This window comes from Micromonospora sp. NPDC005553, from assembly GCF_042871765.1.
In the GTDB taxonomy this organism is placed as follows: Bacteria; Actinomycetota; Actinomycetes; order Mycobacteriales; family Micromonosporaceae; genus Micromonospora.
Genome location: NZ_JBIAJD010000001.1, coordinates 966,366 through 989,617, shown reverse-complemented (window position 1 = coordinate 989,617; position 23,252 = coordinate 966,366). Strand labels below are relative to the sequence as shown.

27 protein-coding genes are annotated in these 23,252 nt (G+C 70.8%); 19 read left to right on the top strand and 8 right to left on the bottom strand.

Translation table 11 applies throughout. The features are described from left to right. Positions 1–13 precede the first annotated feature (13 nt). The 11 genes from ACFYPG_RS04540 (at position 14) to ACFYPG_RS04490 (ending at position 8,984) form a co-directional block, all read left to right on the top strand. Complete coding sequence (locus ACFYPG_RS04540) at positions 14–373, top strand: DNA polymerase ligase N-terminal domain-containing protein (protein ID WP_387350241.1); 360 nt, start codon at positions 14–16, stop codon at positions 371–373. Positions 374–430: 57 nt separating this feature from the next. After that, the gene (locus tag ACFYPG_RS04535; RefSeq protein ID WP_355006334.1) at positions 431–1,165 is read left to right on the top strand and encodes a VOC family protein; all 735 of its coding nucleotides are present in this window, start codon (positions 431–433) and stop codon (positions 1,163–1,165) included. Positions 1,166–1,503: 338 nt separating this feature from the next. Further along, on the top strand, positions 1,504–1,836 hold the full coding sequence (locus tag ACFYPG_RS04530) for a TraR/DksA C4-type zinc finger protein (protein ID WP_355006332.1): 333 nt from the start codon (positions 1,504–1,506) through the stop codon (positions 1,834–1,836). 156 nt (positions 1,837–1,992) lie between these two features. Then, positions 1,993–3,036, top strand: a complete 1,044-nt coding sequence (locus ACFYPG_RS04525) for a Rieske 2Fe-2S domain-containing protein (RefSeq protein WP_387350239.1) — start codon at positions 1,993–1,995, stop codon at positions 3,034–3,036. Beyond that, positions 3,033–3,251, top strand: coding sequence for a hypothetical protein (locus ACFYPG_RS04520; RefSeq protein WP_355006330.1), 219 nt, complete (start codon positions 3,033–3,035; stop codon positions 3,249–3,251). Before ACFYPG_RS04525 ends, ACFYPG_RS04520 begins: the two co-directional genes overlap by 4 nt. Further along, complete coding sequence (locus ACFYPG_RS04515) at positions 3,248–4,201, top strand: PDR/VanB family oxidoreductase (protein WP_387350237.1); 954 nt, start codon at positions 3,248–3,250, stop codon at positions 4,199–4,201. Before ACFYPG_RS04520 ends, ACFYPG_RS04515 begins: the two co-directional genes overlap by 4 nt. Before the next feature lie 30 nt (positions 4,202–4,231). After that, a complete protein-coding gene (locus ACFYPG_RS04510; RefSeq protein ID WP_387350235.1) occupies positions 4,232–4,981 on the top strand; it encodes an IclR family transcriptional regulator in 750 nt (249 codons plus the stop codon). A gap of 112 nt (positions 4,982–5,093) precedes the next feature. Next, positions 5,094–6,020 carry an SDR family oxidoreductase gene (locus ACFYPG_RS04505; RefSeq protein WP_387350233.1) on the top strand — a complete coding sequence of 309 codons (927 nt, stop codon included), beginning with the start codon at positions 5,094–5,096 and terminating at the stop codon, positions 6,018–6,020. A gap of 24 nt (positions 6,021–6,044) precedes the next feature. Continuing rightward, positions 6,045–6,926 (top strand): amidohydrolase family protein, encoded by an 882-nt coding sequence (locus ACFYPG_RS04500; RefSeq protein ID WP_387350232.1) that lies wholly within the window; start codon positions 6,045–6,047, stop codon positions 6,924–6,926. A gap of 17 nt (positions 6,927–6,943) precedes the next feature. Next, positions 6,944–7,396, top strand: a complete 453-nt coding sequence (locus ACFYPG_RS04495; RefSeq protein ID WP_387350230.1) for a MaoC family dehydratase — start codon at positions 6,944–6,946, stop codon at positions 7,394–7,396. A 61-nt stretch (positions 7,397–7,457) separates the two neighbouring features. Beyond that, the gene (locus ACFYPG_RS04490; RefSeq protein WP_387350228.1) at positions 7,458–8,984 is read left to right on the top strand and encodes a long-chain fatty acid--CoA ligase; all 1,527 of its coding nucleotides are present in this window, start codon (positions 7,458–7,460) and stop codon (positions 8,982–8,984) included. Here ACFYPG_RS04490 and ACFYPG_RS04485 read toward each other — a convergent pair. The 7 genes from ACFYPG_RS04485 to ACFYPG_RS04455 form a co-directional block, all read right to left on the bottom strand. Beyond that, positions 8,908–9,795 (bottom strand): PaaX family transcriptional regulator C-terminal domain-containing protein, encoded by an 888-nt coding sequence (locus tag ACFYPG_RS04485; RefSeq protein ID WP_357202699.1) that lies wholly within the window; start codon positions 9,793–9,795, stop codon positions 8,908–8,910. The two genes, ACFYPG_RS04490 and ACFYPG_RS04485, sit on opposite strands and share 77 nt — an antisense overlap. A 38-nt stretch (positions 9,796–9,833) precedes the next feature. Continuing rightward, positions 9,834–10,646: an ABC transporter ATP-binding protein gene (locus ACFYPG_RS04480; RefSeq protein ID WP_387350226.1), complete on the bottom strand. Its 813-nt coding sequence runs from the start codon at positions 10,644–10,646 to the stop codon at positions 9,834–9,836. Then, positions 10,639–11,463 (bottom strand): ABC transporter permease, encoded by an 825-nt coding sequence (locus ACFYPG_RS04475; protein ID WP_387350224.1) that lies wholly within the window; start codon positions 11,461–11,463, stop codon positions 10,639–10,641. Before ACFYPG_RS04475 ends, ACFYPG_RS04480 begins: the two co-directional genes overlap by 8 nt. Continuing rightward, entirely contained in the window at positions 11,460–12,260 is an 801-nt protein-coding gene (locus ACFYPG_RS04470) for an ABC transporter permease (RefSeq protein WP_387350222.1), read from the bottom strand. The genes ACFYPG_RS04475 and ACFYPG_RS04470 overlap by 4 nt, the downstream gene beginning before the upstream one ends. A 69-nt stretch (positions 12,261–12,329) precedes the next feature. After that, positions 12,330–13,304 carry an ABC transporter substrate-binding protein gene (locus ACFYPG_RS04465; protein WP_355006319.1) on the bottom strand — a complete coding sequence of 325 codons (975 nt, stop codon included), beginning with the start codon at positions 13,302–13,304 and terminating at the stop codon, positions 12,330–12,332. 189 nt (positions 13,305–13,493) lie between these two features. Beyond that, positions 13,494–14,675, bottom strand: a complete 1,182-nt coding sequence (pobA, locus tag ACFYPG_RS04460) for a 4-hydroxybenzoate 3-monooxygenase (protein ID WP_387350220.1) — start codon at positions 14,673–14,675, stop codon at positions 13,494–13,496. 17 nt (positions 14,676–14,692) lie between these two features. Beyond that, on the bottom strand, positions 14,693–16,153 hold the full coding sequence (locus ACFYPG_RS04455) for a benzaldehyde dehydrogenase (protein WP_387350218.1): 1,461 nt from the start codon (positions 16,151–16,153) through the stop codon (positions 14,693–14,695). A 245-nt stretch (positions 16,154–16,398) separates the two neighbouring features. Here ACFYPG_RS04455 and ACFYPG_RS04450 point away from each other — a divergent pair, with 245 nt between their 5' ends. Genes ACFYPG_RS04450 through ACFYPG_RS04415 form a run of 8 tightly spaced genes read left to right on the top strand, consistent with a single transcriptional unit; the run spans position 16,399 to position 22,612 of the window. Then, on the top strand, positions 16,399–17,217 hold the full coding sequence (locus ACFYPG_RS04450) for a CoA-transferase (RefSeq protein ID WP_355006316.1): 819 nt from the start codon (positions 16,399–16,401) through the stop codon (positions 17,215–17,217). A 27-nt stretch (positions 17,218–17,244) separates the two neighbouring features. Further along, positions 17,245–18,015, top strand: a complete 771-nt coding sequence (locus ACFYPG_RS04445) for a CoA-transferase subunit beta (RefSeq protein ID WP_387350216.1) — start codon at positions 17,245–17,247, stop codon at positions 18,013–18,015. After that, the gene (gene pcaH, locus ACFYPG_RS04440) at positions 18,012–18,761 is read left to right on the top strand and encodes a protocatechuate 3,4-dioxygenase subunit beta (protein ID WP_355006314.1); all 750 of its coding nucleotides are present in this window, start codon (positions 18,012–18,014) and stop codon (positions 18,759–18,761) included. Before ACFYPG_RS04445 ends, pcaH begins: the two co-directional genes overlap by 4 nt. Next, positions 18,754–19,326, top strand: coding sequence for a protocatechuate 3,4-dioxygenase subunit alpha (gene pcaG, locus ACFYPG_RS04435; RefSeq protein WP_387350214.1), 573 nt, complete (start codon positions 18,754–18,756; stop codon positions 19,324–19,326). Before pcaH ends, pcaG begins: the two co-directional genes overlap by 8 nt. Next, positions 19,301–20,641 carry a 3-carboxy-cis,cis-muconate cycloisomerase gene (pcaB, locus tag ACFYPG_RS04430; RefSeq protein ID WP_387350212.1) on the top strand — a complete coding sequence of 447 codons (1,341 nt, stop codon included), beginning with the start codon at positions 19,301–19,303 and terminating at the stop codon, positions 20,639–20,641. The genes pcaG and pcaB overlap by 26 nt, the downstream gene beginning before the upstream one ends. Further along, positions 20,638–21,417 (top strand): 3-oxoadipate enol-lactonase, encoded by a 780-nt coding sequence (gene pcaD, locus ACFYPG_RS04425; RefSeq protein ID WP_387350210.1) that lies wholly within the window; start codon positions 20,638–20,640, stop codon positions 21,415–21,417. The genes pcaB and pcaD overlap by 4 nt, the downstream gene beginning before the upstream one ends. After that, positions 21,414–21,794: a 4-carboxymuconolactone decarboxylase gene (gene pcaC, locus ACFYPG_RS04420; RefSeq protein ID WP_355006310.1), complete on the top strand. Its 381-nt coding sequence runs from the start codon at positions 21,414–21,416 to the stop codon at positions 21,792–21,794. The genes pcaD and pcaC overlap by 4 nt, the downstream gene beginning before the upstream one ends. Next, on the top strand, positions 21,791–22,612 hold the full coding sequence (locus ACFYPG_RS04415) for an IclR family transcriptional regulator (protein WP_387350208.1): 822 nt from the start codon (positions 21,791–21,793) through the stop codon (positions 22,610–22,612). The genes pcaC and ACFYPG_RS04415 overlap by 4 nt, the downstream gene beginning before the upstream one ends. Here ACFYPG_RS04415 and ACFYPG_RS04410 read toward each other — a convergent pair. Continuing rightward, positions 22,599–23,243: a DUF2306 domain-containing protein gene (locus ACFYPG_RS04410; RefSeq protein WP_387350206.1), complete on the bottom strand. Its 645-nt coding sequence runs from the start codon at positions 23,241–23,243 to the stop codon at positions 22,599–22,601. The two genes, ACFYPG_RS04415 and ACFYPG_RS04410, sit on opposite strands and share 14 nt — an antisense overlap. Positions 23,244–23,252 lie beyond the last annotated feature (9 nt).

Here is a 23,252-nt window from a genome sequence, read left to right as displayed (position 1 = left end):
CGACAATGGGGGAGTGGCACCCGCCTTCGTCCTGCACCACCACCGCAAACCACGACCGCACTTCGACCTGCGGCTTGAGGAGGACGGTGTGCTGCGCTCGTGGGCGGTGCCCCGCGGTCTACCGGACAGCCCTGGCGACAACCGGCTCGCGATCGCCGTGCCCGACCACGACCTCGCTCACCTCACCTACGAGGACGTCGACAAGTCGATCGCCGACATCGGCACCTGGGAAGAGCATGATCGCACCGACCGCCGGATGCTGTTCACGTTGCACGGCCGCACCGGTCGCCGGCGATACGCGCTCATCCGCACCGGCGAGGGGTGGCTGCTCCACCTGACGAAGGAGCAACTCCCGGACGATCGCGGACGGTAGTGCGGTAGGCGGCTACGACGGTCAGCGAGACGTGGGCACAGGCCCTAGCATCGCGGCATGGCGACGCGGCTTGTGCAGATCAACATGAAGGCTCGGAACGACTCCGCGCTGGGCGGTTTCTGGGCGCAGGCGCTCGGTTGGGAAATCTCCAGTGAGGGACCCGGCGTGACCAACCTCGAACCCGAGGGCTTCGTCTACCCGGACCCGGTCGCTGTCTGTATCGACCTCATCGTCTCGTCTGAGCCCAAGACGGTGAAGAACCGCGTGCACGTGGACCTCGCCACCACCTCGGCGGCCCACCAGGAGCAGGTGGTGGCCCGTCTGACGGAGCTCGGCGCGACCGCCGCCGACGTGGGCCAGGGTGACGTGCCGTGGACGGTCATGGCCGACCCGGAGGGCAACGAGTTCTGCGTGCTGGAGCCCAGGGCGGTCTACCGGGACACGGGACCGATCGCCGCCGTGGTGGTCGACTGCGCCGACCCGCGAGCCATGGCCCGGTTCTGGAGCGAGGCCACGGACTGGACCCTGCACGAGGTGAACGATCAGGGTGCGAGACTGCGCTCCGCCAAGGGCGTCGGCCCCTACCTGGAGTTCGTCCGAACCCCAGACGTGAAGAGCGGGTGGAACCGCGTCCACCTCGACGTCCGTCCGTACCCCGGTGACGACCCGGAGGTCGAGGCGGCCCGGCTGCGGAGTCTCGGCGCGACCCCCATCGAGCTGGGGCAGGACGTCCCGTGGCGGGTGCTCGCCGACCCTGAGGGCAACGAGTTCTGCCTCCTCACCCCCAGCTGACAACCGGTCAACAGTGAGCATCATTGAACGTTGGCATTAGGGCAACGCCACTCTATGGTTGGGGCATGCCGCCGGTGACCTTCCGCTCGCCCGCCGCCACTGACGTGGCGGTGGGCGGTGCTGTGCGGGTGCCGACGGCCACACGCCCCGAGGCCGACATGCGGGTGCCGGTTGTCCGCGCACCGCACACCGTGTCCGCGCACACACCGTCGTGCCCGATGCGAACCGGCCGAGGCCCACCTGCGGAGTCGTTGCATACCCAGAACGACCGCCAGGGCGAAGCTATCCAAGCTTCGGCCCTTTTTGTTTTTCCCACCCGTTTTCCTGAAAGGCAGATCATGAGCGTCGATCATCGTCCTACTCTCGACCAGAGTTGGCTGGCTGACCTACGAGCGTCCCTGGCGGACGACTTCGCCACCCAGACGGCTCGGCTGCGGGAGTTGACCGAGCTCAACGCGGACACCGGCGACCCCGGCGAGGCCCACAACCAGGCCGCGCTGCTGGTGGCCACCCGCCAGAACATCGAGCAGATCACCGGTGCGCTGAACCGGATCAGCGACGGCACCTACGGCGCCTGCCAGAGGTGCGGCCGGAGCATCCCGGCCGAGCGGCTCGAAATCCTCCCGCACGCCCGCTTCTGCGTGCCGTGTCAGGAGAAGCAGAGCAGGTGACGCCCGGGTGTGGCTGCCGTGCCGCCGGTACGGCAGCCACACCCCTCCGGCGCGAGTGTCGACCTTCCACTCAGTGAAAGCTCTGGTTCCTGGGAGGAGACTCCGCACGGGACGATCCGGATCCATCGACGTCCGTCTGCGTGGAGGTCCGGTCGCATGGTGTTCGCGCGTAACCAGTGGTATGTGGCGGCCTACGGCAGTGAGGTGGGGCGGAACCTGCTCGCCCGCACGGTGCTCGGTGAGCCGATGGTGCTGTACCGCACCGGTGCCGGGAAGGCGGTGGCGCTCGCCGACCGGTGCGTGCACCGGCGCTTCCCACTGTCGGAGAGCCGGCTCGACGGCGACACCATCGTCTGCGGTTATCACGGCTTCACCTACGACCCGACCGGCGCGTGCGTCTTCGTACCCGGTCAACAGCGCATCCCGCGAACCGCGCGGGTGGTCTCGTTCCCGGTGGTGGAACAGGACTCCTTCATCTGGGTCTGGATCGGCGACCTGGACCGGGCCGACCCGGCCGCGATTGCCCGCGCGCCGTGGCTCGCCGACCCGCGCTACGCGGTGGTGCGGGGCATGGCGCCACTGAACGCGCGGTACGGCCTGCTGGTGGACAACCTCCTGGACCTGTCCCACGAGACCTACCTGCATGGCGGTTACATCGGCACTCCGGAGGTGGCGAACACCCCGATCACCACCGAGGTGGACGAGGACCGGGGGATCGTCTACGTCAGCCGGCACATGGACGACGCCGAGTGCCCGCCGTTCTACGCGCGCTCGACCGGGATCCAGGGCCGGATCACCCGGTGGCAGGACATCGAGTACCACCCGCCCTGCCTCTACCTCCTGCACAGCCGGATTGCGCCGCAGGGTGTCTATCCGCCCGCCGAGGGCGAGGACCACGAAGCGTTCCACGCCGAGATCGTGTACGCCATCACCCCGTCGACCGAGCACACCACCTACGACTTCTGGGCCGTGGCGCGCGACTTCGCGATCGACGACGAGTCGGTCAGCGAGTACCTCCACCACAGCAACCACACAGTGGTCATGCAGGACGTGACAGCGCTCAACATCCTGGAGCAGGTGATCGCGACCGAGCCCGACCGGTATCAGGAGCTGAGCATCAACATCGACACCGGCGGCCTGGCCGCCCGGCGGCTGCTGGCCCGGATGGTCGGGTCGGGGACGGTGGGAGCGGCGCGGTGAGTTCCCGAGCAGGCACCCTCAGCGGGGACCGGGTCTACCGGATCCACTGGGTGCCGGGCACCGACACGCTGCGCGGGATCTGTCACTGTGGGGCCGAGCGTCTCGCCGAGGAGCCGGTCGAGTTGTGGGACTGGCTGCTCGCCCACCCGCAGGGGCACCAGGGCGTCGCCGTGCCGGTGCCCGGGCAGCCGAGACGGCTGGCGATGCGCGAGTGACAGGGGACGTTCTGACCGGTGCGGAGCTGGTGGTTGCCGCCCGGGAACAGGTGGCCGCCGAGGTCGTGGCCATCTGTCTGCGCCGCGCGGACGGCGGTGACCTGCCCGGTTGGACGCCGGGCGCGCACATCGACCTGGAGTTGAGCGCCGGGCTGGCCCGCCAGTACTCCCTCTGCGGCGACCCGGCGAACCGCTCCGTACTGCGGATCGCGGTGCGGCGCGAACCCAACGGACGTGGCGGCTCACGACTGGTGCACGAGCGGCTCACCGTCGGCGCGACCGTCCGGGTGAGCGGACCGCACAACACCTTCCCGTTGGTCGCGGCGCGGCGCTACCTCTTCATTGCCGGTGGCATCGGTATCACCCCCATCGCACCGATGGTCGCCGCCGCCGACGCCGCGGGCGCCGACTGGCTGCTGGTGTACGGGGGCCGCAGCCGTGCCAGCATGGCCTTCGCCACCACCCTGCGGGAGAGGTACGGCGACCGGGTCAGCCTGCACCCGCAGGACGAGACCGGGTTGCTCGACCTGGTCGGTCTGCTGGGCCACCCCGGCACCGGACTCGTCTACTGCTGCGGCCCGGAAGCGCTGATCAGCGCGGTGGAGGAGCACTGCCGGGGCTGGCCACCCGGCTGCCTGCACGTCGAGCGTTTCACCTCCCTGGGCGACACCGGGGCGCCGGAGACGACGATCGAGGTCGAACTCGCGATCTCCGGGCGGACGGTGACCGTCCCGCCGGGCACGCCGATCCTGCAGGCGGTGGAGGAAGCCGGCGTGCCGGTTCTCTCGTCCTGCCGGGAGGGCACCTGCGGCACCTGCGAGACCCCGGTGCTCGACGGCGTGCCGGAGCATCGCGACAGCCTGCTCACCGAGCAGGAGCGGGCCGCCGGGGACACCATGATGATCTGTGTCTCCCGGGCCCGTACGCCCCGACTCGTGCTGGAGCTGTGACCGTCCGGCGCGGGCGGGGATGATGACGGGGTGCGCGCAGAGCCGGGACGGTCGGTGACGAGCAAGGTGCTGGCGCTGCTCGACGCGTTCAGCCCGGCCACCCCGGCGTTGACATTGAGCGAGATGGCCCGCCGCACCGGGCTGCCCCTGCCCACCGTGCACCGTCGGGCCGCCGAACTTCTCGCGTGGGGGGCGCTGGAACGTGGCGACGACGGGCGGTACCGGATCGGTCTGCGGCTGTGGGAGGTGGGCTCGCTCGCCCCGAGGGGCCTGGGGTTCCGGGAGCTGGCCCTGCCGATCATGGAGGACCTGTACGAGGTGACCCACGAGAACGTCCAACTCGCCGTCCGGCAGGACCTCGAACTCGTCTTCATCGAACGGATCGCCGGGCGCCACGCGGTGCCGGTGCTCACCCGGGTGGGGGGTCGTTTCGCGCTGCACGCCACCGGCGTCGGGCTGGTCCTGCTCGCCCATGCGCCCGCCGAGGTTCAGGAGCAGGTGCTGGCTGCGCCGCTGGAGCGGTACACCGACATGACCATCACCGACCCGAGACGGCTGCGTAGCTGCCTCGCGGAGGTGCGCCGGATCGGGTACGCGGTCAGCGACCGCCAGGTCACGATGGACGCCCTCTCGGTGGCCGCACCGATCCGCGTACCGGAGGGTGTGGTGGCGGCGATCTCGCTGGTGGTCGCCCAGGACCGGGCGGACCCGGTGGCGTTGGCCCCGCTGGTCCAGGCCGCCGGCCGGGTGGTCTCCCGGGCGCTGAACAACTCCGTCTGATGTAGACATACTGCAAATCGTTGACGCCCGATCAAAATCTGCATTACGTTGCCCGTGCGCGTGTCACTCCCCACCTTCGTGCGCGGATCGGCATCGACGAAAGCGAGCACCCATGTCACTGGACAGCAAGGTTGCCATCGTCACCGGAGCCGGGCGGGGCCTCGGCCTGGCCTACGCCCAGGAGCTGGCGCGGCGGGGCGCCTCGATAGTGGTCAACGACGTCGACGCCGGAGCTGCCGCCGACGCGGTGGCGGCGATCCAGTCATCCGGCGGTCGGGCCGTCGCGGTGGTGGCACCGGTCGGTCCGACCGAGACCGCCAAGGAGCTCGTCAGCACAGCGGTCGAGCACTTCGGACGGCTGGACATCCTCGTCACCAACGCCGGCGTCCTGCGCGACACGGTGCTGTGGAAGATGAGCGACGACGACTTCGACACCGTCATCAACGTGCACCTGCGCGGCACGTTCACCACAGTGCGCGAGGCGGTGCAGCACATGCGGCGGGCCGGCGAGGGCGGCCGGATCATCTGCGTCGGGTCACCCACCGGGCAGCGGGGTACCTTCGGCCAGACCAACTACGCGGCCGCCAAGGCGGGCATCGTCGGCATGGTCCGTACCTGGGCGCTCGAGCTCAAGCGGGCCGGCATCACCGCCAACACCGTTGTTCCGGTCGCCGCGACCGCGATGACCGCCACCGTCCCCTACTTCGCCGCGGCCGTACGCGCCGAGGCGAACGGCGAGCCGATGCCCGCGTTCTTCCGACACGGCCTGGGGTTCGGCACGGCGGACGACGCGGCCGGGCTCGTCGCGTTCCTCGGCTCCGACGCGGCGGCCTCGGTGACCGGGCAGGTGATCGGTGTGGGAGGGGACCGCCTCCAGATCTGGACCCATCCGGAGGCGGCGCTGACCGCCCACCGCGAGGGCGGCTGGACGTACGAGGCGCTCGTGGACGCCTGGCCGACGACGTTCGTCGGCGCCGAGCAGAGCGTCGGCGAACGCTTCCCGGACCTCCCCGAGGAGTTCGAGCCCGCGACGTCCTGACCCGCCCCGACGAAGGTTGGCCCCATGTACCAGCCCGCGATCGACCTCGACACCGTCACGGCGATCGACATGCACGTGCACATCGAGGTCGACGACCACAGTCACACCTCACTGCCCGAACCGCTCGTGGCGGCGGCGTCGGCGTACTTCAAGACGGACGGCCCACGGCCGGCGGTCGGCGCGGTGGCCCAGTACTACCGCGAGCGGAGCATGGCGGCCGTCGTCTTCACAGTGGACGCGCGTACCCAACTGAAGCACCAGCCACTGTCGAGCGCCGACATCGCCCGTGCCGCGGCAGAGCACGCCGACGTGCTGATCCCGTTCGGGTCGGTCGACCCGCGCACGGGCCAGGCCGCCCTCGACCTCGCCGCCCGACTGATCGAGGAGGAAGGCGTACGAGGCTTCAAGTTCCACCCCACCGTGCAGGGCTTCGACCCCAGCCACGACGAGTACGCGCCGATGTGGGGCCTGCTTGAGCGGGCCGGCGTCCCGGCGCTCTTCCACACCGGGCAGACCGGCATCGGCGCCGGCACCCCGGGCGGTTACGGCCTGCGGCTCGGCCTGTCGAATCCGATCCTGCTCGACCCGATCGCGGCCGACTTCCCCGACCTTCAGATCATCATGGCCCACCCGTCGGTGCCCTGGCAGGACGAGGCGTTGTCGGTGGCCACGCACAAGCACAACACCTGGATCGACCTGTCCGGCTGGAGCCCGAAGTACTTCCCGGCCGAGTTGGTGCGTCACGCCAACTCGGTGCTGAAGCGACGGGTGCTCTTCGGCACCGACTACCCCCTGCTCACCCCCGACCGGTGGCTGCGCGACGTGCAAGCGACCGATCTCAAGCCGGACGTGCTCCCGGGCATCCTCAAGGACAACGCGGCCCGCCTGCTGGGCCTTGCCCGGTGACGACGAGAGGAAGCGCCATGACGACGACCATCACCTACGAGCGGCTGGGCGACCTCGCCGGCACCGATCTCGGCCACACCGGGTACCGCACTGTCACCCAGGACCAGGTCGACCTGTTCGCGGACGCGACGGACGACCACCAGTGGATCCACGTCGACCCCGAACGGGCGAGGACCGGGCCGTTCGGCGCGCCGATCGCGCACGGCTTCCTCACCCTCTCCCTGGCCGTTCCGTTCTGGACCGAGCTGCTTGAGGTCAAGGGTGTGACCACGAAGGTCAACTACGGCCTCGACAAGGTGCGCTTTCCCGCGCCGGTCGTGGTCGGGGCACGGGTACGCATGCGGGCCGCAGTCGTCGAGGTCGTCGAGGTGCGCGGCGGCTACCAGATCGCCGTCGACCAGACGATCGAGATCGAGGGCGGCGCCAAGCCGGCGGTCGTCGCGCGAGGGCTGTACCGCTTCTACGCCTGAGGCCCGGGGGCATCCGACGAGCCGGGCGAGCACACCACCTCCACCCCCCGGGAGAATGATGATGCAGCAGCACGGAATTGGCGCCTGGGTGACCAAGCGCCGGCTGAAGTCCCCGGACCAGGTCGCGATCATCCACGGCGACCGGCCGCCCATGACGTACGGACAGTTCGCCGACGCCGCGGACCGGATCGCGGCGGTGCTGCGGGAGCGAGGCGTCGGCAGGGGTGAGTGCGTCGCCTACCTGGGCGAGAACAGCCCCGAGCTCCTCCTGGTGATGTTCGGGGCGGCGCAGGTCGGGGCCGTCTTCGTGCCGATCAACACCCGGCTCGCCGCACCCGAGATCGTGGCCGTCCTCGCCGACTGCGGCGCGCGGGTGCTGATCCACGACCCGGACTTCGCGGCGCTGGTGGCCTCCGCCGCGCCGACCGTCCGGACCCCGTACGTCATCGTCAACGGTGAGGGCACCGCGGACCGGCACGGGCTTGCCCGCCTGGCGCGGGCCGCCGTCTCCCCGTTCACCGGCCGGGTCGACACCGCTCACGAGGACCCGGCGGCGATCGTCTACACCTCGGGCACGACCGGCCGGGCCAAGGGTGCCGTGCTGACCCACGGCAACCTCACCTGGGTGGCGCTCAACTGTGTGGTCGACTACGACGTCGTCTCCACTGACGTCGCGCTCATGATCTCGCCGCTGTTCCACGTCGCGTCGCTCGGGATGGGTGCCCTGCCCGTCATCCTCAAGGGCGCCACGATGGTGATCGAGAAGGGCTTCGAGCCGGGCCGCGCGCTCGCGCAGATCGAGCGGCACGGGGTGACCATGCTCAGCGGCGTGCCGACCACGTACCAGCTCATGGCCGACCATCCCGCCTGGGCGTCGACCGACCTGTCCACGCTGACGAAGCTCACCTGCGGAGGTTCGGCGGTGCCGGCCCGCATCCTCAACGCGTACGAGGCGCGGGGCCTGTCGTTCTCGCAGGGTTACGGCATGACCGAGGCCGCGCCGGGCGCGACCGCGTTGCCGCCGACGATGACCCGCGTCAAGCAGGGCAGTGTCGGTCTGCCGCACTTCTTCACCGATGTGCGGATCACCGATGCGGCCGGTGCTGTGGTGCCCACCGGCGCTGTCGGTGAGATCGAGGTGGCCGGGCCCAACGTCTTCCCCGGCTATCACGGCCTTGCGCAGGCGACCGCCGAGGCGTTCACGGCCGACGGGTGGTTCCGCTCCGGCGACCTCGGACACCTGGACGCCGACGGCTACCTCTACATCTCCGGCCGACTCAAGGACATGATCATCTCGGGGGGCGAGAACATCTACCCGCTCGAACTCGAACAGCTGCTCACCGAGGTCGACGGGGTGACCTCGGCGGCGGTCATCGGCGTGCCGGACGAGCGTTGGGGTGAGGTGCCGTGGGCGATCGTGACCGTCCGGGAGGGGGCGTCGGTGGACACCGCCACCGTCCGGGCGTGCCTGGACGGCAGGATCGCCCGCTACAAGCTCCCGAAGAACGTGGTCATCGTGGATGAGCTGCCGCGGACGGCGTCGGGGAAGGTGCGGAAGGCCGATCTGAGGACCCGATTCGGCTCCTAGCGGCGGGCCGGGCCGCGACGAGTTCGGCGAACTCCGCCGCTGACGCCTCGGCCAGCTTCTCGTGCGTCCGGCGGTAGGTTTCCACCGATCTCGTGGCGGGCCATTCGTCGTCCATGAACTCGGCCGGCAGCCTCGGGTCGGTGCGCAGCAGCGCGAGCCAGTCCGCCACCAGCATCGTCCGTACGGTGAGGGCGCTCGGTGCCATCGCCGTCGCGGACGGGTCGTCCCACACGTCGATGAAGGCCAGGTGGGCGCGCCGGATCGCCTCGATGTCCCACGCGGCGCGTACGCTCTCGCCGATCGGGAACCCGGCGAGTTCGCGGGCGTGAAAGGCGACCACGGTGTTGGGCGCGAGGTCCTGCCGCAGCGGCTCCAACGAGCCGGCGAGGTCGACCTCGCCAGGCGCGAGCCAGAGCCCGTCCCGGATCGGCGCGAAGCCCTCCCAGATGAGGGTTGAGCGCAGTCGGTGCCGCAGCATCCGCTGGCCCTCCGGGATCGAGAAGGTGACAAGGGTCCACCCGTTGCCCTGTGGGTCGAACGGCCGCGGCCCGCGAACGCGGTACGTCGCCTCGCGCAACACCGCGACCCCGTGCTCGGTCAGCGAGAACAGCGTCTCCCGGCCGCTCCTGCTGCGGGCGAGGATGCCGCTGTGCACGAGTCGGTCCAGGGTCGCGCGGGTGGCCGGCGCGGCGACGTCGGCGCCCTCCAGCACGTTGATCAGGACGCTCGCCCGGATCGGTCCCGTGTCACCGTCGACGACGTGCTCCCCGAAGAACGCGAGCAACAACTGCTTCGGCTGACGACTACCCACAGCCCTTCCCTTCGGCGAACTCGTTGGTTGGCCGCCGATCACCGCGCGGATCGCGGGGCCACTGCCTGCCCGCGCTTGGCCCGCTGGATCTGGTCGTAGACGTGCGTCCGCAGTTCCGTGAAACGGGGCAGAGCGCGGGTCGTGATCTGATCGCGCTCCGGCGGCAGGTCGATCGCGAGGTCCTCCTGGACCCAGGTCGGCGACGTGGACAATACTAGAACCCGCTGACCGAGATACACCGACTCGTCAATGTCGTGGGTGACGAAGACAACCGAGATGGTCCGGCTGGCGTGCAGCTCGCGGACCAGGTCCTCCAGGTCGGCCCGGGTCTGCGCGTCCACGGCGGCGAACGGTTCGTCCATGATCAGGACGTCGGGCTGATAGGCGATGGCCCGCGCGATCGCCACGCGCTGTTGCATCCCCCCGGAGAGCTGCCACGGGTGGCTCAGCGCGGCGTGCCCGAGACCCACCGCCTCAAGAGCGTCGACGACCAGCTTGTTTCGGGCATCGCGGTTGAGCCTCTTGTGCCGCAGTGGAAGCTCGACGTTTCCGCGCACCGTCAGCCAGGGGTAGAGGCTGCGACCGTACTCCTGGAACACGACCGCCATAGCCGGGCTGGGCCCGGTCACCGCAGAGCCGTCCATCTCGACCAGGCCGCTGGTGGGGCGCAGCAGGCCGGCGAGGCATTTCAGCAGGGTGGTCTTGCCGCAACCGGACGGCCCGACGATGCAGACGAGCTCACCGGCGTCCATCGTGAAGCTGATGTCCCCGATCGCCTCGACGTTGCCCGTGGTGGTCTCGTAGACCTTCCGCAGGTGCTCCACCAGCAGCAGACTGCTCCGATCAGGCACGGTTGACCTCCCTGACTCCGTGGTACCAGCGCAGAACGCGCTGTTCGACGAGACCGAAAGCTACGGCGAGGAGAACGCCGACGAGACCGAGGAGGAGGATGCCGCTCCACATCTCGGCGATCAGGTAGTTGCGCTGGAAGTAGGCAATGCGGTAGCCGAGGCCGGAGGAGGAGGCGAACATCTCGGAGATGACCATCAGGATCAGCGCGACCGAGAGGGCCTGACGAACCCCGGCCATGATCCGTGGGCTGGCAGCTGGGAGTACGAGGAACCAGAGCCGCTCCCACCAGGAGACCTGGAACGACTCCGCGGTCTCCTTCATTACGCTGTCGGTTCCCCGGACACCCTCGATCGTGTTCAACAGGATCGGCCAGACCGCGCCGGAGACGATCACGACCACCTTCATGGTGTCGGTGATTCCGAGCAGGAGCATCACCACCGGAATCAGCACCGGCGGCGGGATGGCCCGGAGGAACTCCAGCAGCGGTTCGAGGAGTTCCCGCAACCAGGGGGTCAGCCCGATGACGGTGCCGGCGCCGATGCCGAGCACTATCGACGCGGCGACACCGAGGCCGAGGCGGGCGAGGCTCGGCAGGACGTCCTCGACGAAGGCCGGACCGACCCAGGTCTCCCGAAAGGCTCTGGCGATCGTCAACGGGTCGGGGAAGAACCGGTTCGTCGCCCTCGTCGCCGCCAGGCCCCAGACCACCAGCAGCATCGTCGGCAGGCCCAGTGGGTAGAGGATGCTCGCCGCGATCCGGGTTCCGACCGTCCGGCTGCGTGCCGTGGTGGCGATCCGCCCGGGGTACGTGGTCACAGCGCCTCCTCTCCTCGTACGGACTGGTGCCAGGACAGCACCCGACGCTCGATGAACCGGAAGACGATGTTCACCATGAGCCCGAGCAGGCCGGTGACCACGACCAGCGCGTACAGGCCGGCGGCGTCTCCGGCGGACCGGGACAGCTCGATCATGCGCCCGAGACCGGGGTTGCCGATCACCATCTCCGCGGTGATGGCGAGGATGAGCGCGACCGCCGCCGCGAGCCGCAGGCCGGTCATGAGGTACGGCAGGGTGGTCGGCAGGACGAGGTGCGACAGCTGTTCCCGCCGACTCAGACCGAAACTGCGGGCGGTGTCGCGAGCCACCGAGTCGACGTCGGCGACGCCGTAGATGACCTGCACGAACACCTGCCAGAACGACGCGTAGATGATGATGACGAGGGCGGCCTGCCGCTGGATGCCGAACATCAGCACGGCGAGCGGGATGAGGGCGACCGACGGGATCGGTCGCAGGAACTCGACCATGGTGTGGGTCGCGCGCCGTAGGAACGGCACCAGCCCGACGACCGTGCCGAGGACGACGGCGGCGACCGTCGCCACCGTCAGGCCGATCGCCCAGGACGTCATGGTGCTGCCCAGCCGCCGCCAGAACGCGAGGTCGACGAGTTGCTCGACAAGCCGCGCCAGCACGTCGGTCACGTACGGCAGGTAGAGCGGGTCGATCAGGCCCAGCGTCGGGATCAGCTGCCAGACGACGAGGAACGCGGTCAGGCCGACGACGCCCAGCATCGCTTTGCGTAACGCGCGTAGGCGTCGGGTGGGAAACACGCGCATGTCACTCCCGTCGTCAGGCGGGCGACGAGGCCCTCCCCGCTGGGGCCAGTGAGGGCGGGATCGCGCCGGCTACTGCTGCTGGATGAGACGGTCGAGGTTGGGTTGCCTGTCGAGCACCTTGTACTTCTGCGCGAGCTCGGCGAGCGTCTGGAGGCTCGACCGGTCGACCTCCCAACCGAAGGCCGGTAGCCGCACCGACTCGGCCACCGGTGGGGGCAGCTGAAGGTTGTCCTTGATGGCCTGCCGAAGCGCCGCCTCGTTGGCGGGGGCCTTGGCCCACTCCAACGTCTTCTTCATCGCCGCCGTGAAGTCCTCGACCAGCTTGGCGTCCTTCTCCGTGCGTTCCCTGGTGGTGATGGTGGTGAGCGTGGTCAGGCCGGGCACCACCGCCTGGTAGGGGGCGACGATGAAGGTGTCGCCGCGGGTCTTCAACTGGGTGACGAAGGGCTCCGGCACCCAGGCGGCGTCGATGTTGCCGGATTCGAGTTGGGCCGGGGCGTCCGGAAAGGCGACCTCGACGAACTTGATTCTCGACGGGTCGCCACCGTCCTTCTCGACCGCCGCCATGATCGTCACATCGCCGGCGGCGCCCAGGCTGTTGACCGAGACCCGCTTGCCCGCGAGGTCGGCCGGCCGCTTGATGCCTGACTTCGCCGAGGCCACCACGGCGTTGATGTCGTCGCCGTCGGCGTACGAGGAGGCGTAGTTGCCGATGATGACGACGCCGAGATCCCGCAGGTCGGCCCGGAACGGCCCGAAGGGCTGGCCGATGGCGAAGTCGATGTCGCCGTTCAGGAGCGCGGGAATGGCCTGCGCGCCGCCCTGGGCGGGCAGCACCTCGACCTGGAGGCCGCGCTCGGCGAAGACGCCGGCCTTGATGCCGCCCCACAGCGCGGCGGTCTCGGTGATGGGCAGCGCCGCGACCCGGACCTTGCGCAGGTCGCCCGAGGTCTGTTCGGACGGGTTGGAGGCGTCGGAGTCGGTGCATCCGGTGAGGGCGATCGCGGTGACGGCGATCAGCCCGAGAGCCATGACCTTCTTCATGGACGAGGCCCTTCCTGGGCGGGGGTGGTGGGTGCCTCGGATTTTCAGGTGACCAACGGCGGCGCGGGGGCGCACTTCGCTGTGTTGGCCATGGTCAGTCACCCCGGCATTGAAAGTCAACAATTTCTGACGCCCGTCAGAAATAAGTTGAACAACGCTCTGCTGTGGTGACGTCTCGCACGCTCGCGTTCAGACCTCGGGCAGGCCCACGTAGTTCTCGGACAGGCTCGCGGCGTACGTCTCAGAGGTGGCGACGTACCTCAGCGTGGCGGTCTGGAGCTTCGTCTCGTACGGGTCGTCGCGCTCCAGCCGGTGCAGCATTGAGGTCATCCACCAGGAGAAGTGCTGGGCCCGCCAGACCCGACGTAACGCCGTGGCCGAGTAGGCCTCCAGCAGATCTGTGCTGCCCCGGTCGTACCAGGCGGCGAAGGCATCCCCCAGCAGCGCGACGTCAGCGAGGGCGAGGTTCATCCCCTTCGCGCCGGTCGGTGGGACGATGTGCACGGCGTCCCCGGCCAGGAACAGCCGCTCCCACTGCATCGGCTCGACAACGAAACTGCGCATCGGGGTGATGGACTTCTCCAGGATCGGCCCCTCGTTGAGCGACCATCCCGGCACCGTCTCCAACCGTGCCCGCAGCTCCGTCCAGATCCGCTCGTCCGGCCACGCGGCGATGTCCTCGTCGGGCGCGACCTGTAGGTACAGCCGAGAGATCTCGGGGGAGCGCATGCTGTAGAGGGCGAAGCCACGCTCGTGGTTGGCGTAGATGAGTTCGTCCACCGCCGGCGGTGCGGCGGCGAGGACGCCCAACCAGGCAAACGGGTACACCCGCTCGTAGGTGGTCAGCACCCCTTCCGGCACCGCGCCGCGGCTCACCCCGTGGAACCCGTCGCAGCCCGCCACGAAGTCGCAGCGCAGCTCCTGGACCTTCCCGTCGCGTCGAAAGTGGACAACCGGGGAGTCCGAGTCCAGCCGGTCCAGGCGTACCGCCTCGGTCTCGAAGAGGATCGAGCCACCGGCCGCGAGCCGGGCGGCGATCAGGTCCTTGACCACCTCCTGCTGTCCGTAGACGGTGATCGCCCGCCCGGTCAGGTCTGCCATCGGCACCCGGTGCGACTCCCCGGCGAAGCGCAGCTCGATGCCCTCGTGGCGCAGTCCCTCCCGTTGCAGCCGCTCGCCGACGCCGTTGCGGCAGAGCAGGTCGACCGAGCCCTGTTCGAGGACGCCCGCCCGGAGCCGGTGCTCGACGTGGTCGCGGCTGCGGCTCTCCAGCACCACGGACTCGATTCCGCGCAGGTGCAACAGGTGCGACAGCATGAGCCCCGCCGGCCCGGCGCCGACGATGCCGACCTGGGTACGCATTCCCGCCATGCCCGATCCTCCCGGTGTCAGAACGGGTACCGCGTGATGGCGCCGCGCACGGTGAGCCACTGGGTCTCGGTGAACGCCTCGACGTTCGCCGCGGGCCCGCCGAACCGGGAGCCGGTACCGGACGCTCCCACCCCACCGAACGGCGCCACCGCCTCGTCGTTCACCGTCTGGTCGTTGATGTGCACGATGCCGCTGGGGATCCGGTCGGCGAGGGCCATCGCCCTCATCACGTCACGGCTCAAGATGCCCAGCGACAGGCCGTACTCGGTCTGGCGGGCCAACTCGACGGCCTCGTCCTGGTCGGCAAAGGTGATCACCGGGGCGACCGGGCCGAAGACCTCCTGGGCGTACGCCGGGGTCGCGGGGGTGACGTCAGTGAGCACCGTCGGCCGGTAGAACAGTCCCTCGTACGTGCCCCCGGCGGCCAGCCGGGCACCGGCGTCGACGCTCGCGGTGACCAGTGCGTGGATCTTGTCGCGCTGGTGCTCGTCGATGATCGGCCCGAGCGCCACCTGCTCCTTCGCCGGGTCGCCGACCGGCAGGTGGTTCGCCTTCTCCGCCAGCCGCTCGACGTAGCGCTCGGACAGACTCTCGTGGACCAGGTGCCGGCCGGTGGTCATGCAGATCTGACCCTGGTGCAGGAAGGACCCCCACGCGCCGGCGGAGACAGCGAGGTCCAGGTCGGCGTCGTCGAGGACGATCAGCGCCGAGTTGCCACCGAGTTCGAGGTGCGAACGTTTGAGGTGGCGTGCCGCCGCCTCACCGACCTTGCGGCCGGCAGCGGTCGAGCCGGTGAAGCTGATCACCCGTACGTTCGGGTCGGCCACCAGCGCCTCGCCGGCCTCCACCCCGCCGGGAAGGACGTGCAGCAACCCTTCGGGCAGGCCGGCCTCCTCGAAGACCCGGGCGATCGCGACGCCACCGCAGACTGCGGTGCGCGGGTCGGGCTTGAGCACCACGGCGTTGCCCAGCGCCAGGGCCGGGGCCACTGAACGGGTGGCCAGGATGAGCGGGAAGTTGAACGGCGCGATGACCCCGACGACGCCGACGGGCAACCGGCGGGCCAGGCTGAGCCGCGGTTGCGCGCTCGGGATGATCTCGCCCAGCGGGTGCGAGGCCAGTGCCGACGCCTCGTAGCATTCCTGCGCGGCGGCGGCGATCTCGACGCGGGCCTTGGATGGGATGGACCCGGACTCCCGCACGATCCAGTCGGCGATCTCGGCGGCGTGCCGCTCGAACAGTTGCCCGGCCCGGCGCAGCACCGCGGCCCGCACGGCGTAACCGGTGGCGGCCCAGGCGCGTTGGGCGGTGGCGGCGCGGGCGCAGGCGCGCGTCACGTCCTCGGCGTTCGCCACGCCGACCTGGCCGATCTCCTCTCCGGTGGCGGGGGATCGCACGGGCGCCGTGCCGCCGGCGGGTTTCACCCAGCCGTCGCTGTGCAGGGTGCCCTGCCAGGTCGTGGCGTCCAGCAGTGTCATGGCGGTCCTCCTCGGAGGTGTTCGCGTACCGAACGGCCGTTCTCTGCTTGAACGTTGGCACGTGGCCCGGCTCGCGTCAACGCATCGGCCGACGTGACTGCCGAACACAGTGGACGACACCGGTCGTGCCCGGCCAACCTGTCGTTGACGGATGTCGTCCTCCGTCGTACGTTCGATATGAGTACGGCAGTCCGCATGGCGAACAGCTGGCGGCAGCGCGGATGTCGCAGGATGCGGGGAGGCCCATGGCGAAGCTCGTCTCGCTTGCCGACGGTGTGGCGCACCTGGTCCGCGACGGTGACGTGGTGGCCCTGGAAGGGTTCACGCACCTCATCCCGTTCGCCGCGGGTCACGAGATGATCCGCCAGGGACGGCAGGAGCTGACCCTCGTGCGGATGACCCCCGACGTCATCTACGACCAGCTCATCGGCGCGGGTTGCGCCCGCCGCCTGGTCTTCTCCTGGGGCGGCAACCCGGGCGTCGGGTCGCTGCACCGCTTCCGGGACGCCGTGCAGCACGCCTGGCCGCGTCCGCTCGAGCTGGAGGAGCACAGCCACGCGGGCATGGCGAACCGGTACGTCGCCGGGGCGTCCGGGCTGCCGTTCGCCGTCCTGCGCGGCTACACAGGCACCGACCTGCCCGGGCACACGACGAACATCAGGCCCATCACCTGCCCCTTCACCGGCGAGACGCTCACCGCCGTCCCCGCCCTGCGTCCCGACGTGACTGTGGTGCACGCCCAGCGCGCCGACCGTGACGGCAACGTGCAGATGTGGGGCATCACCGGGGTGCAGAAGGAAGCCGTGCTCGCCGCCCACCGGTCCCTGGTCACCGTCGAGGAGATCGTGGACGAGTTGGAACCCGTACCCGGGCAGGTGGTCCTGCCTGGTTGGGCGGTCACCGCGGTGGCCGAGGTGCCCGGCGGCGCGCACCCCTCCTACGCCCACGGCTACTCGGTACGGGACAACGACTTCTACCGGGACTGGGACGCCGTCAGCCGGCACCGCGACACCTTCCGCGCCTGGCTGGACGAGCACGTGCACACGGCCGGGGCGGCGGCATGAGTCAGCGCGGCGAGCGGGGGGAACGCGATGGCTGACTGGACCGCCGACGAGATGATGACTGTCGCCGCCGCCCGCCAACTGCGCGACGGCACCGCCTGCTTCGTGGGGATCGGGTTGCCCAGCACCGCGGCGAATCTCGCCCGGGTGACCCACGCCCCGAACCTGGTGCTCATCTACGAATCGGGGTGCCTCGGCGCGAAGCCAGACCGGCTGCCGCTCTCCATCGGGGACGCGGTCCTCGCCGAATCGGCTGACGCTGTGGTGTCGGTGCCCGAGGTGTTCAACTACTGGCTCCAGCCGGGCCGGATCGACGTGGGCTTCCTCGGGGCGGCGCAGCTCGACCGGTACGGCAACATCAACACCACTGTCGTCGGCGGTGACTACGCCGCCCCGAAGATCCGGCTGCCCGGCGCCGGTGGCGCCCCGGAGATCGCCGCCTCCTGCGGGGAGGTCGTGGTGATCGTCCGGCAGGACCTCCGGACGTTCACCGAACGGGTCGACTTCGTCACCTCGGTCGGCTACGGAACCGGCCCGGGCGACCGGGAGCGACTCGGCCTGCGTGGCGCCGGCCCCCGCGTGGTGATCACCGATCTCGGCGTCCTCGAACCCGACCCGGTGACCTGCGAGCTCACGCTGACCCGCCTGCACCCCGGTGTGACCCGGGAGCAGGCGCGGGCGGCCACCGGCTGGGACCTCGCCGTCGCCGACGGGCTGACCACCGGTGAACCCCCGACGGCGCGGGAACTCGTGGCGCTGCGGGCACTGGAGGCGACGAAGTCCGACGGGAGACGACGATGACCACACAGGACGCCGGGGCAGACAGGCGCCTCGTGCTACCGCGGTACCGGCGCGACGACGTCGACGTCCACCCACCACTGCTCAGCCCCGGCTACGGGTCGACAGTGACGCGGGCGCCGCGACACCCGCTGATCCACCTGCCGCAGCGGCTGACCGAGGTCACCGGACCGCTACTGGGGGAGGGACGGCTCGGGGCGCTCGACCACGACCTGACCCGCCAGCACGACGGCGAGCCGCAGGGACAACGGATCATCGTGCACGGGCGTGTTCGTGACGGTGACGGTCGACCCGTGCCGCGCACGCTTGTCGAGATCTGGCAGGCCAACGCCGCCGGCCGGTACCGCGACGCCCGGGACACCTGGCCGGCCCCGCTCGACCCGTACTTCGAGGGGGTGGGCCGGGCGCTCACCGACGACCAGGGGCGGTACCGGTTCATCACAGTGCGGCCCGGCGCCTACCCCTGGCGCAACCACGACAACGCCTGGCGGCCGGCGCACATCCACTTCTCCCTCTTCGGCCGCGCGTTCACCCAGCGGCTGGTCACGCAGATGTACTTCCCGGGCGACCCGCTCTTCTTCCAGGACCCGATCTTCAACTCGGTCCCTGACCCGAAGGCACGGGAACGGATGATCGCCCGGTACGACCACGCGACCACCGCACCGGAGTGGGCACTGGCTTACGAGTTCGACATCGTGCTGCGCGGTCGGGAAGGTACCCCCTTCGAGGACGAGGACGACGATGACTGAGCAGTTGGGCGTCATGCCCGCGCAGACCGTCGGGCCGTACCTGCACATCGGCCTCCGCTGGCCCGACGGCCCGTACGTCGTACCCGAGGGCACGCCGGGCGCGTTCTGGATCAGGGGGCGGGTCTTCGACGGCACCGGAACGCCGGTGGTCGACGCGATGGTGGAGAGCTGGCAGGCCGACCCGGACGGCCGGTTCGACCATCCGGACGACCCACGGGGTGCCCGGCCGCCCGCGCTCGCGGGCTTCCGCGGATTCGGTCGGAGCGAGACCGACGGGCAGGGGTGGTACCGGCTGTTGACCGTCAAGCCGAGTTCGCTGCCCGAGCCGGACGGCGGCACCGAAGCCCCCCACCTGACCCTGTCGGTCTTCGGGCGTGGGCTGCTGCACCGCCTCGTCACGCGGCTCTACTTCCCCGACGAGCCGGCGGCGAACGCCGCCGACCCCGTGCTGCGCATCGTCGACGCCGACCGCCTCGACACCCTGCTGGCGAGTCCCGCCCCGGACGGGTTCCGGTTCGACATCCACCTGCAGGGCGACCATGAGACCGTCTTCTTCGCCGTCTGACGGTCTGCTCGGCGGCCTCTCCGGCGCCCCGGACGTCGACGCGGAACTCAGCGACCCGTCAGTGCTTCAGGCGATGCTCGACGTGGAGGCCGCACTCGCCCGGGCTGCGGCGGACGCCGGCATCCTGCCCCCGCCGGCGGCCACGGCGATCGTCGAGCAGTGCCGCGCCGAGCGGTACGACCCGGGAGCGCTCGGCCGGGCGGCCGACGCCACGGGCAACCCGGTCGTCCCACTGGTGGGTGAGCTGACCGCCGCCGTGCCGAAGGAGGCCCGAGCCTGGGTGCACTTCGGAGCGACCAGCCAGGATGTCCTGGACACCGCGCTGGTCCTGGTGGCCGTGCGGGCGCTCGGGCCGCTGCTGCGTCACCTCGACGCCGCCGTGGACGCCGCCGCCCAGCTGGCCGACGCGCACCGGGACACCGTTATGGTCGCCCGGACCCTCGGGCAGCAGGCGGCGCCCACCACGTTCGGGCTCAAGGCCGCCGGCTGGTTGACCGGGCTGGTCGAGACCCGGGACCGACTGCGTCAGACCCGCACCGCACAGCCTGCGCAACTTGGTGGCGCGGTCGGCACCCTGGCCGCGTACGGGCCGGCCGGCGCCGAGGTCGCCGAGCGGATCGCGGCGCACCTGGGCCTCCCGCCGAGCCCGCTGCCCTGGCACACCCGTCGCCAGCCCTGGCTCGACCTGGCCGCCGCCCTCGGCGGGTTGCTCGTCGCCGCCGGTAAGGTCGCCCTCGACGTCGGGTTGCTTGCCCAGAACGAGGTGGGCGAGGTCGCCGAAGGCGGTGCCGGACGCGGCGGTTCCTCGGCAATGCCGCACAAGCGCAACCCCGTGGACTCGGTGCTCCTCACCGCCGCGGCGCGACGCGGCCCGGGTCTCGTCGCCACCCTGTTCGCCACGGCGGTGCAGGAGCACGAGCGGGCCGCGGGCGCGTGGCACGCCGAGTGGGAGCCCCTGCTGGAGCTGCTGCACGTGGCCGGCGGTGCCTCCGCCCGGTGCGCGCGGATGCTGCACGGCCTACAGGTCCGTCCGAACAGGATGCGGGAGAACCTCGACGCTACCGGCGGCCTGCTGCTCGCCGAGGCCGTGGCCGCGCGACTGGCGCCCGCTGTCGGTCGCGGCGTCGCACACGACCTCGTGGCCCGCGCTGCCTCCAAGCCCTCGTTCCGCGCCGCGCTGCTCGCCGACCCCGAGGTGCGCGCCCACCTGTCCAACACGGAGATAGCCGAGGCGCTCGACCCGCACCGCTGGCTCGGCTCGGCCGGCCGGTTCGTCGACAATGCGCTGGCAGCCGCCCGAGGAGTGGGCCGATGACGTCCCGATTGCATCTCACAGTCGACGGCCCGGCCGCCGCGCCGGTGCTGCTGCTCGGCAGTTCCCTGGGCACCGCCGCCGCCCTGTGGGAACCCCAGGTCCCGGCGCTCGCCCAACGGTTCCGAGTCATCCGCTACGACCACCTCGGCCACGGGCGTTCCGCCGTGCCGCCCGGGCCGTACACGCTGGACCTGCTGGGCCGGGAACTGCTGCGGACGCTGGACGACCTCGACGTGCAGTGGGTCCACTACGCGGGGCTGTCCCTCGGCGGCATGGTGGGCATGTGGCTCGCCGCGTACGCGCCGGACCGGGTGCGGCGGCTGGCGCTGCTCTGCACGTCGGCGTCGCTCGGCCCACCGGAGCAGTGGCGGGAGCGAGCCGCCACGGTACTCACCGGCGGGATGTCGGCGATCGCCGACGCGGTGGTGGCCCGCTGGTTCACCCCGGCCTTCGCCACGGCCCGGCCGGAGGTGGTCGCCACCCACCGAGCCATGCTGACCGCGAACGCGCCGACCGGATACGCCGCCTGCTGCGAGGCGATCGCCACCATGGACCTCCGACCTGACCTCGGCCGGGTCGTCGCGCCGACGCTCGTCATCGCGGGAGCGGACGACACGGCCACCCCGGTGGCGCACGCCCGCGAGATCGTCGAGCGCATCCCGCGGGCCCGGCTGGCCGTGGTCGACGCGGCGGCGCACCTGGCCAACGTCGAGCAACCCGAGCAGGTGTGCCGACTCCTGTTGGAACACTTCCACGAGGGACGGGGTGACGGGTGAACGACCACGAGCGGCACCAGGCGGGCATGGCGGTGCGACGACAGGTGCTGGGTGACGCACACGTGGACCGCGCGGTCGCCGGCACCGACAAGTTCACCGCCGACTTCCAGGACTTCATCACCCGCTACGCCTGGGGCGAGGTGTGGAGCAGGCCGGGCCTCGACCGGCGAACCCGTAGCTGCATCACCCTCGCCGTGCTCGCCACCCTGCACCACGACGAGGAGTTGGCGATGCATGTCCGGGCCGCGTTGCGCAACGGACTCAGCCCGGAGGAGGTGGCGGAGGTCCTGCTCCAGGTCGGCGTCTACGCTGGTGTACCGGCGGCGAACCGGGCGTTCAAGGTGGCCCGGGAGACCCTGCGGCAGGAGGCCGGGTGAGCGTGAGCGAGGAGGCGACGAGGTCGCCGGAGTTCGTTCAGTCGCTGGAGCGCGGCCTCGCGGTGATCCGGGCGTTCGACGGCGACCACCCGCAGCTCACGCTCAGCGACGTGGCCAGACGCACCGGGCTGACCCGGGCCGCGGCGCGCCGGTTCCTGCTCACGCTTGTCGAGCTGGGGTACGTGCACACCGACGGTCGGCTCTTCTCGCTGCGGGCACGGATCCTCGAACTCGGCTACGCGTACCTGTCGAGCCTGAGCCTGCCCGAGCTCGCCCAGCGGCACATGGAGGCGCTCGTCGCGCTGGTGCACGAGTCCTGTTCGGTGTCGGTGCTCGACGGCGACGAGGTGGTCTACGTCGCCCGCGTGCCCACCAAGCGGATCATGACGGTGGGGATCAGCGTCGGGACGCGCTTCCCCGCGTACGCCACCTCCATGGGTCGGGTGCTGCTCGCCGCGCAACCGGCGGACTGGCTGGACGACTACCTCGCCACCGCGCAGCTGCGGCCGCTGACCCGGCGCACGGTCACCGACCCGGCGAAGCTGCGCACCGTCCTGACGAAGATCGCCGCTCAGGGGTACGCCATCGTGGACCAGGAGCTGGAGGAGGGCCTGCGCTCCGTGGCCGCGCCGATCCACGGCGAGAACGGGTCGGTGATCGCCGCGGTGAACGTCTCCGCGCACGCCACCCGGGGGTCCTTCGAGATGATCCGTCGGGAGCTGCTCCCGCCGCTGCTGGCCGCCGCGAAGCGGATCGAGGAGGACATCCGGGGCGGCTTGAGCCGGTCACCGACGGCCGGCGGGCTCAGCTCAGCTTGAGGGCCGGCGCGGTGACGACCCGCGCCGGACGGCGCAGGTACCACTCAGCCACCGCAAGGTTGATCACCCAACCGGCGACCACAAGGCCGGCCCGCAGGTTCCCGTCGGGCTGTTCCCCGGTCGCGATCAGGTACGGCGCGTGGGTGAACGCCTGCGTGCCGGCGCCGAGGCCGATCGCGTAGCCGCGCACCATCCACCTGCGGTGTAGGGCGATGTCCCGGCGCAGCGCGGCGGCGAGACCGAGCAGGATCGAGCCGGCCATGGCCGAGCCGAAGACGAGCCGCATACCGGCGAGCACGTCGTTGTCGTGGGCCGGCAGGTCGTACGCGACGGCCATCCACAGGCCGGTGAACGCCACCGCCAGCCCGCAGGGGACGAGCGCCCGGCCGGCACGGCGGTGCCAGGAGTGGCGGCGCAGCCGGGGCACGAACTGGAACGCGCCGAGGATCGTGTAGACCACCGCGCCGACGACGTGCAGCACCACCGGCAGCGGATCGGCGACGAAGCGGGCGTTGGCCGGGGTGACCTCCGGTCCGCTGCCCAGCTCGGTGAGCCGTCCCGCGCCGGCGAGCATCGGTATCAGGCCCAGCAGGATCAACGCGGCCGGTAGCCGCCACTCGCGGATCGTCATGCCACCGAT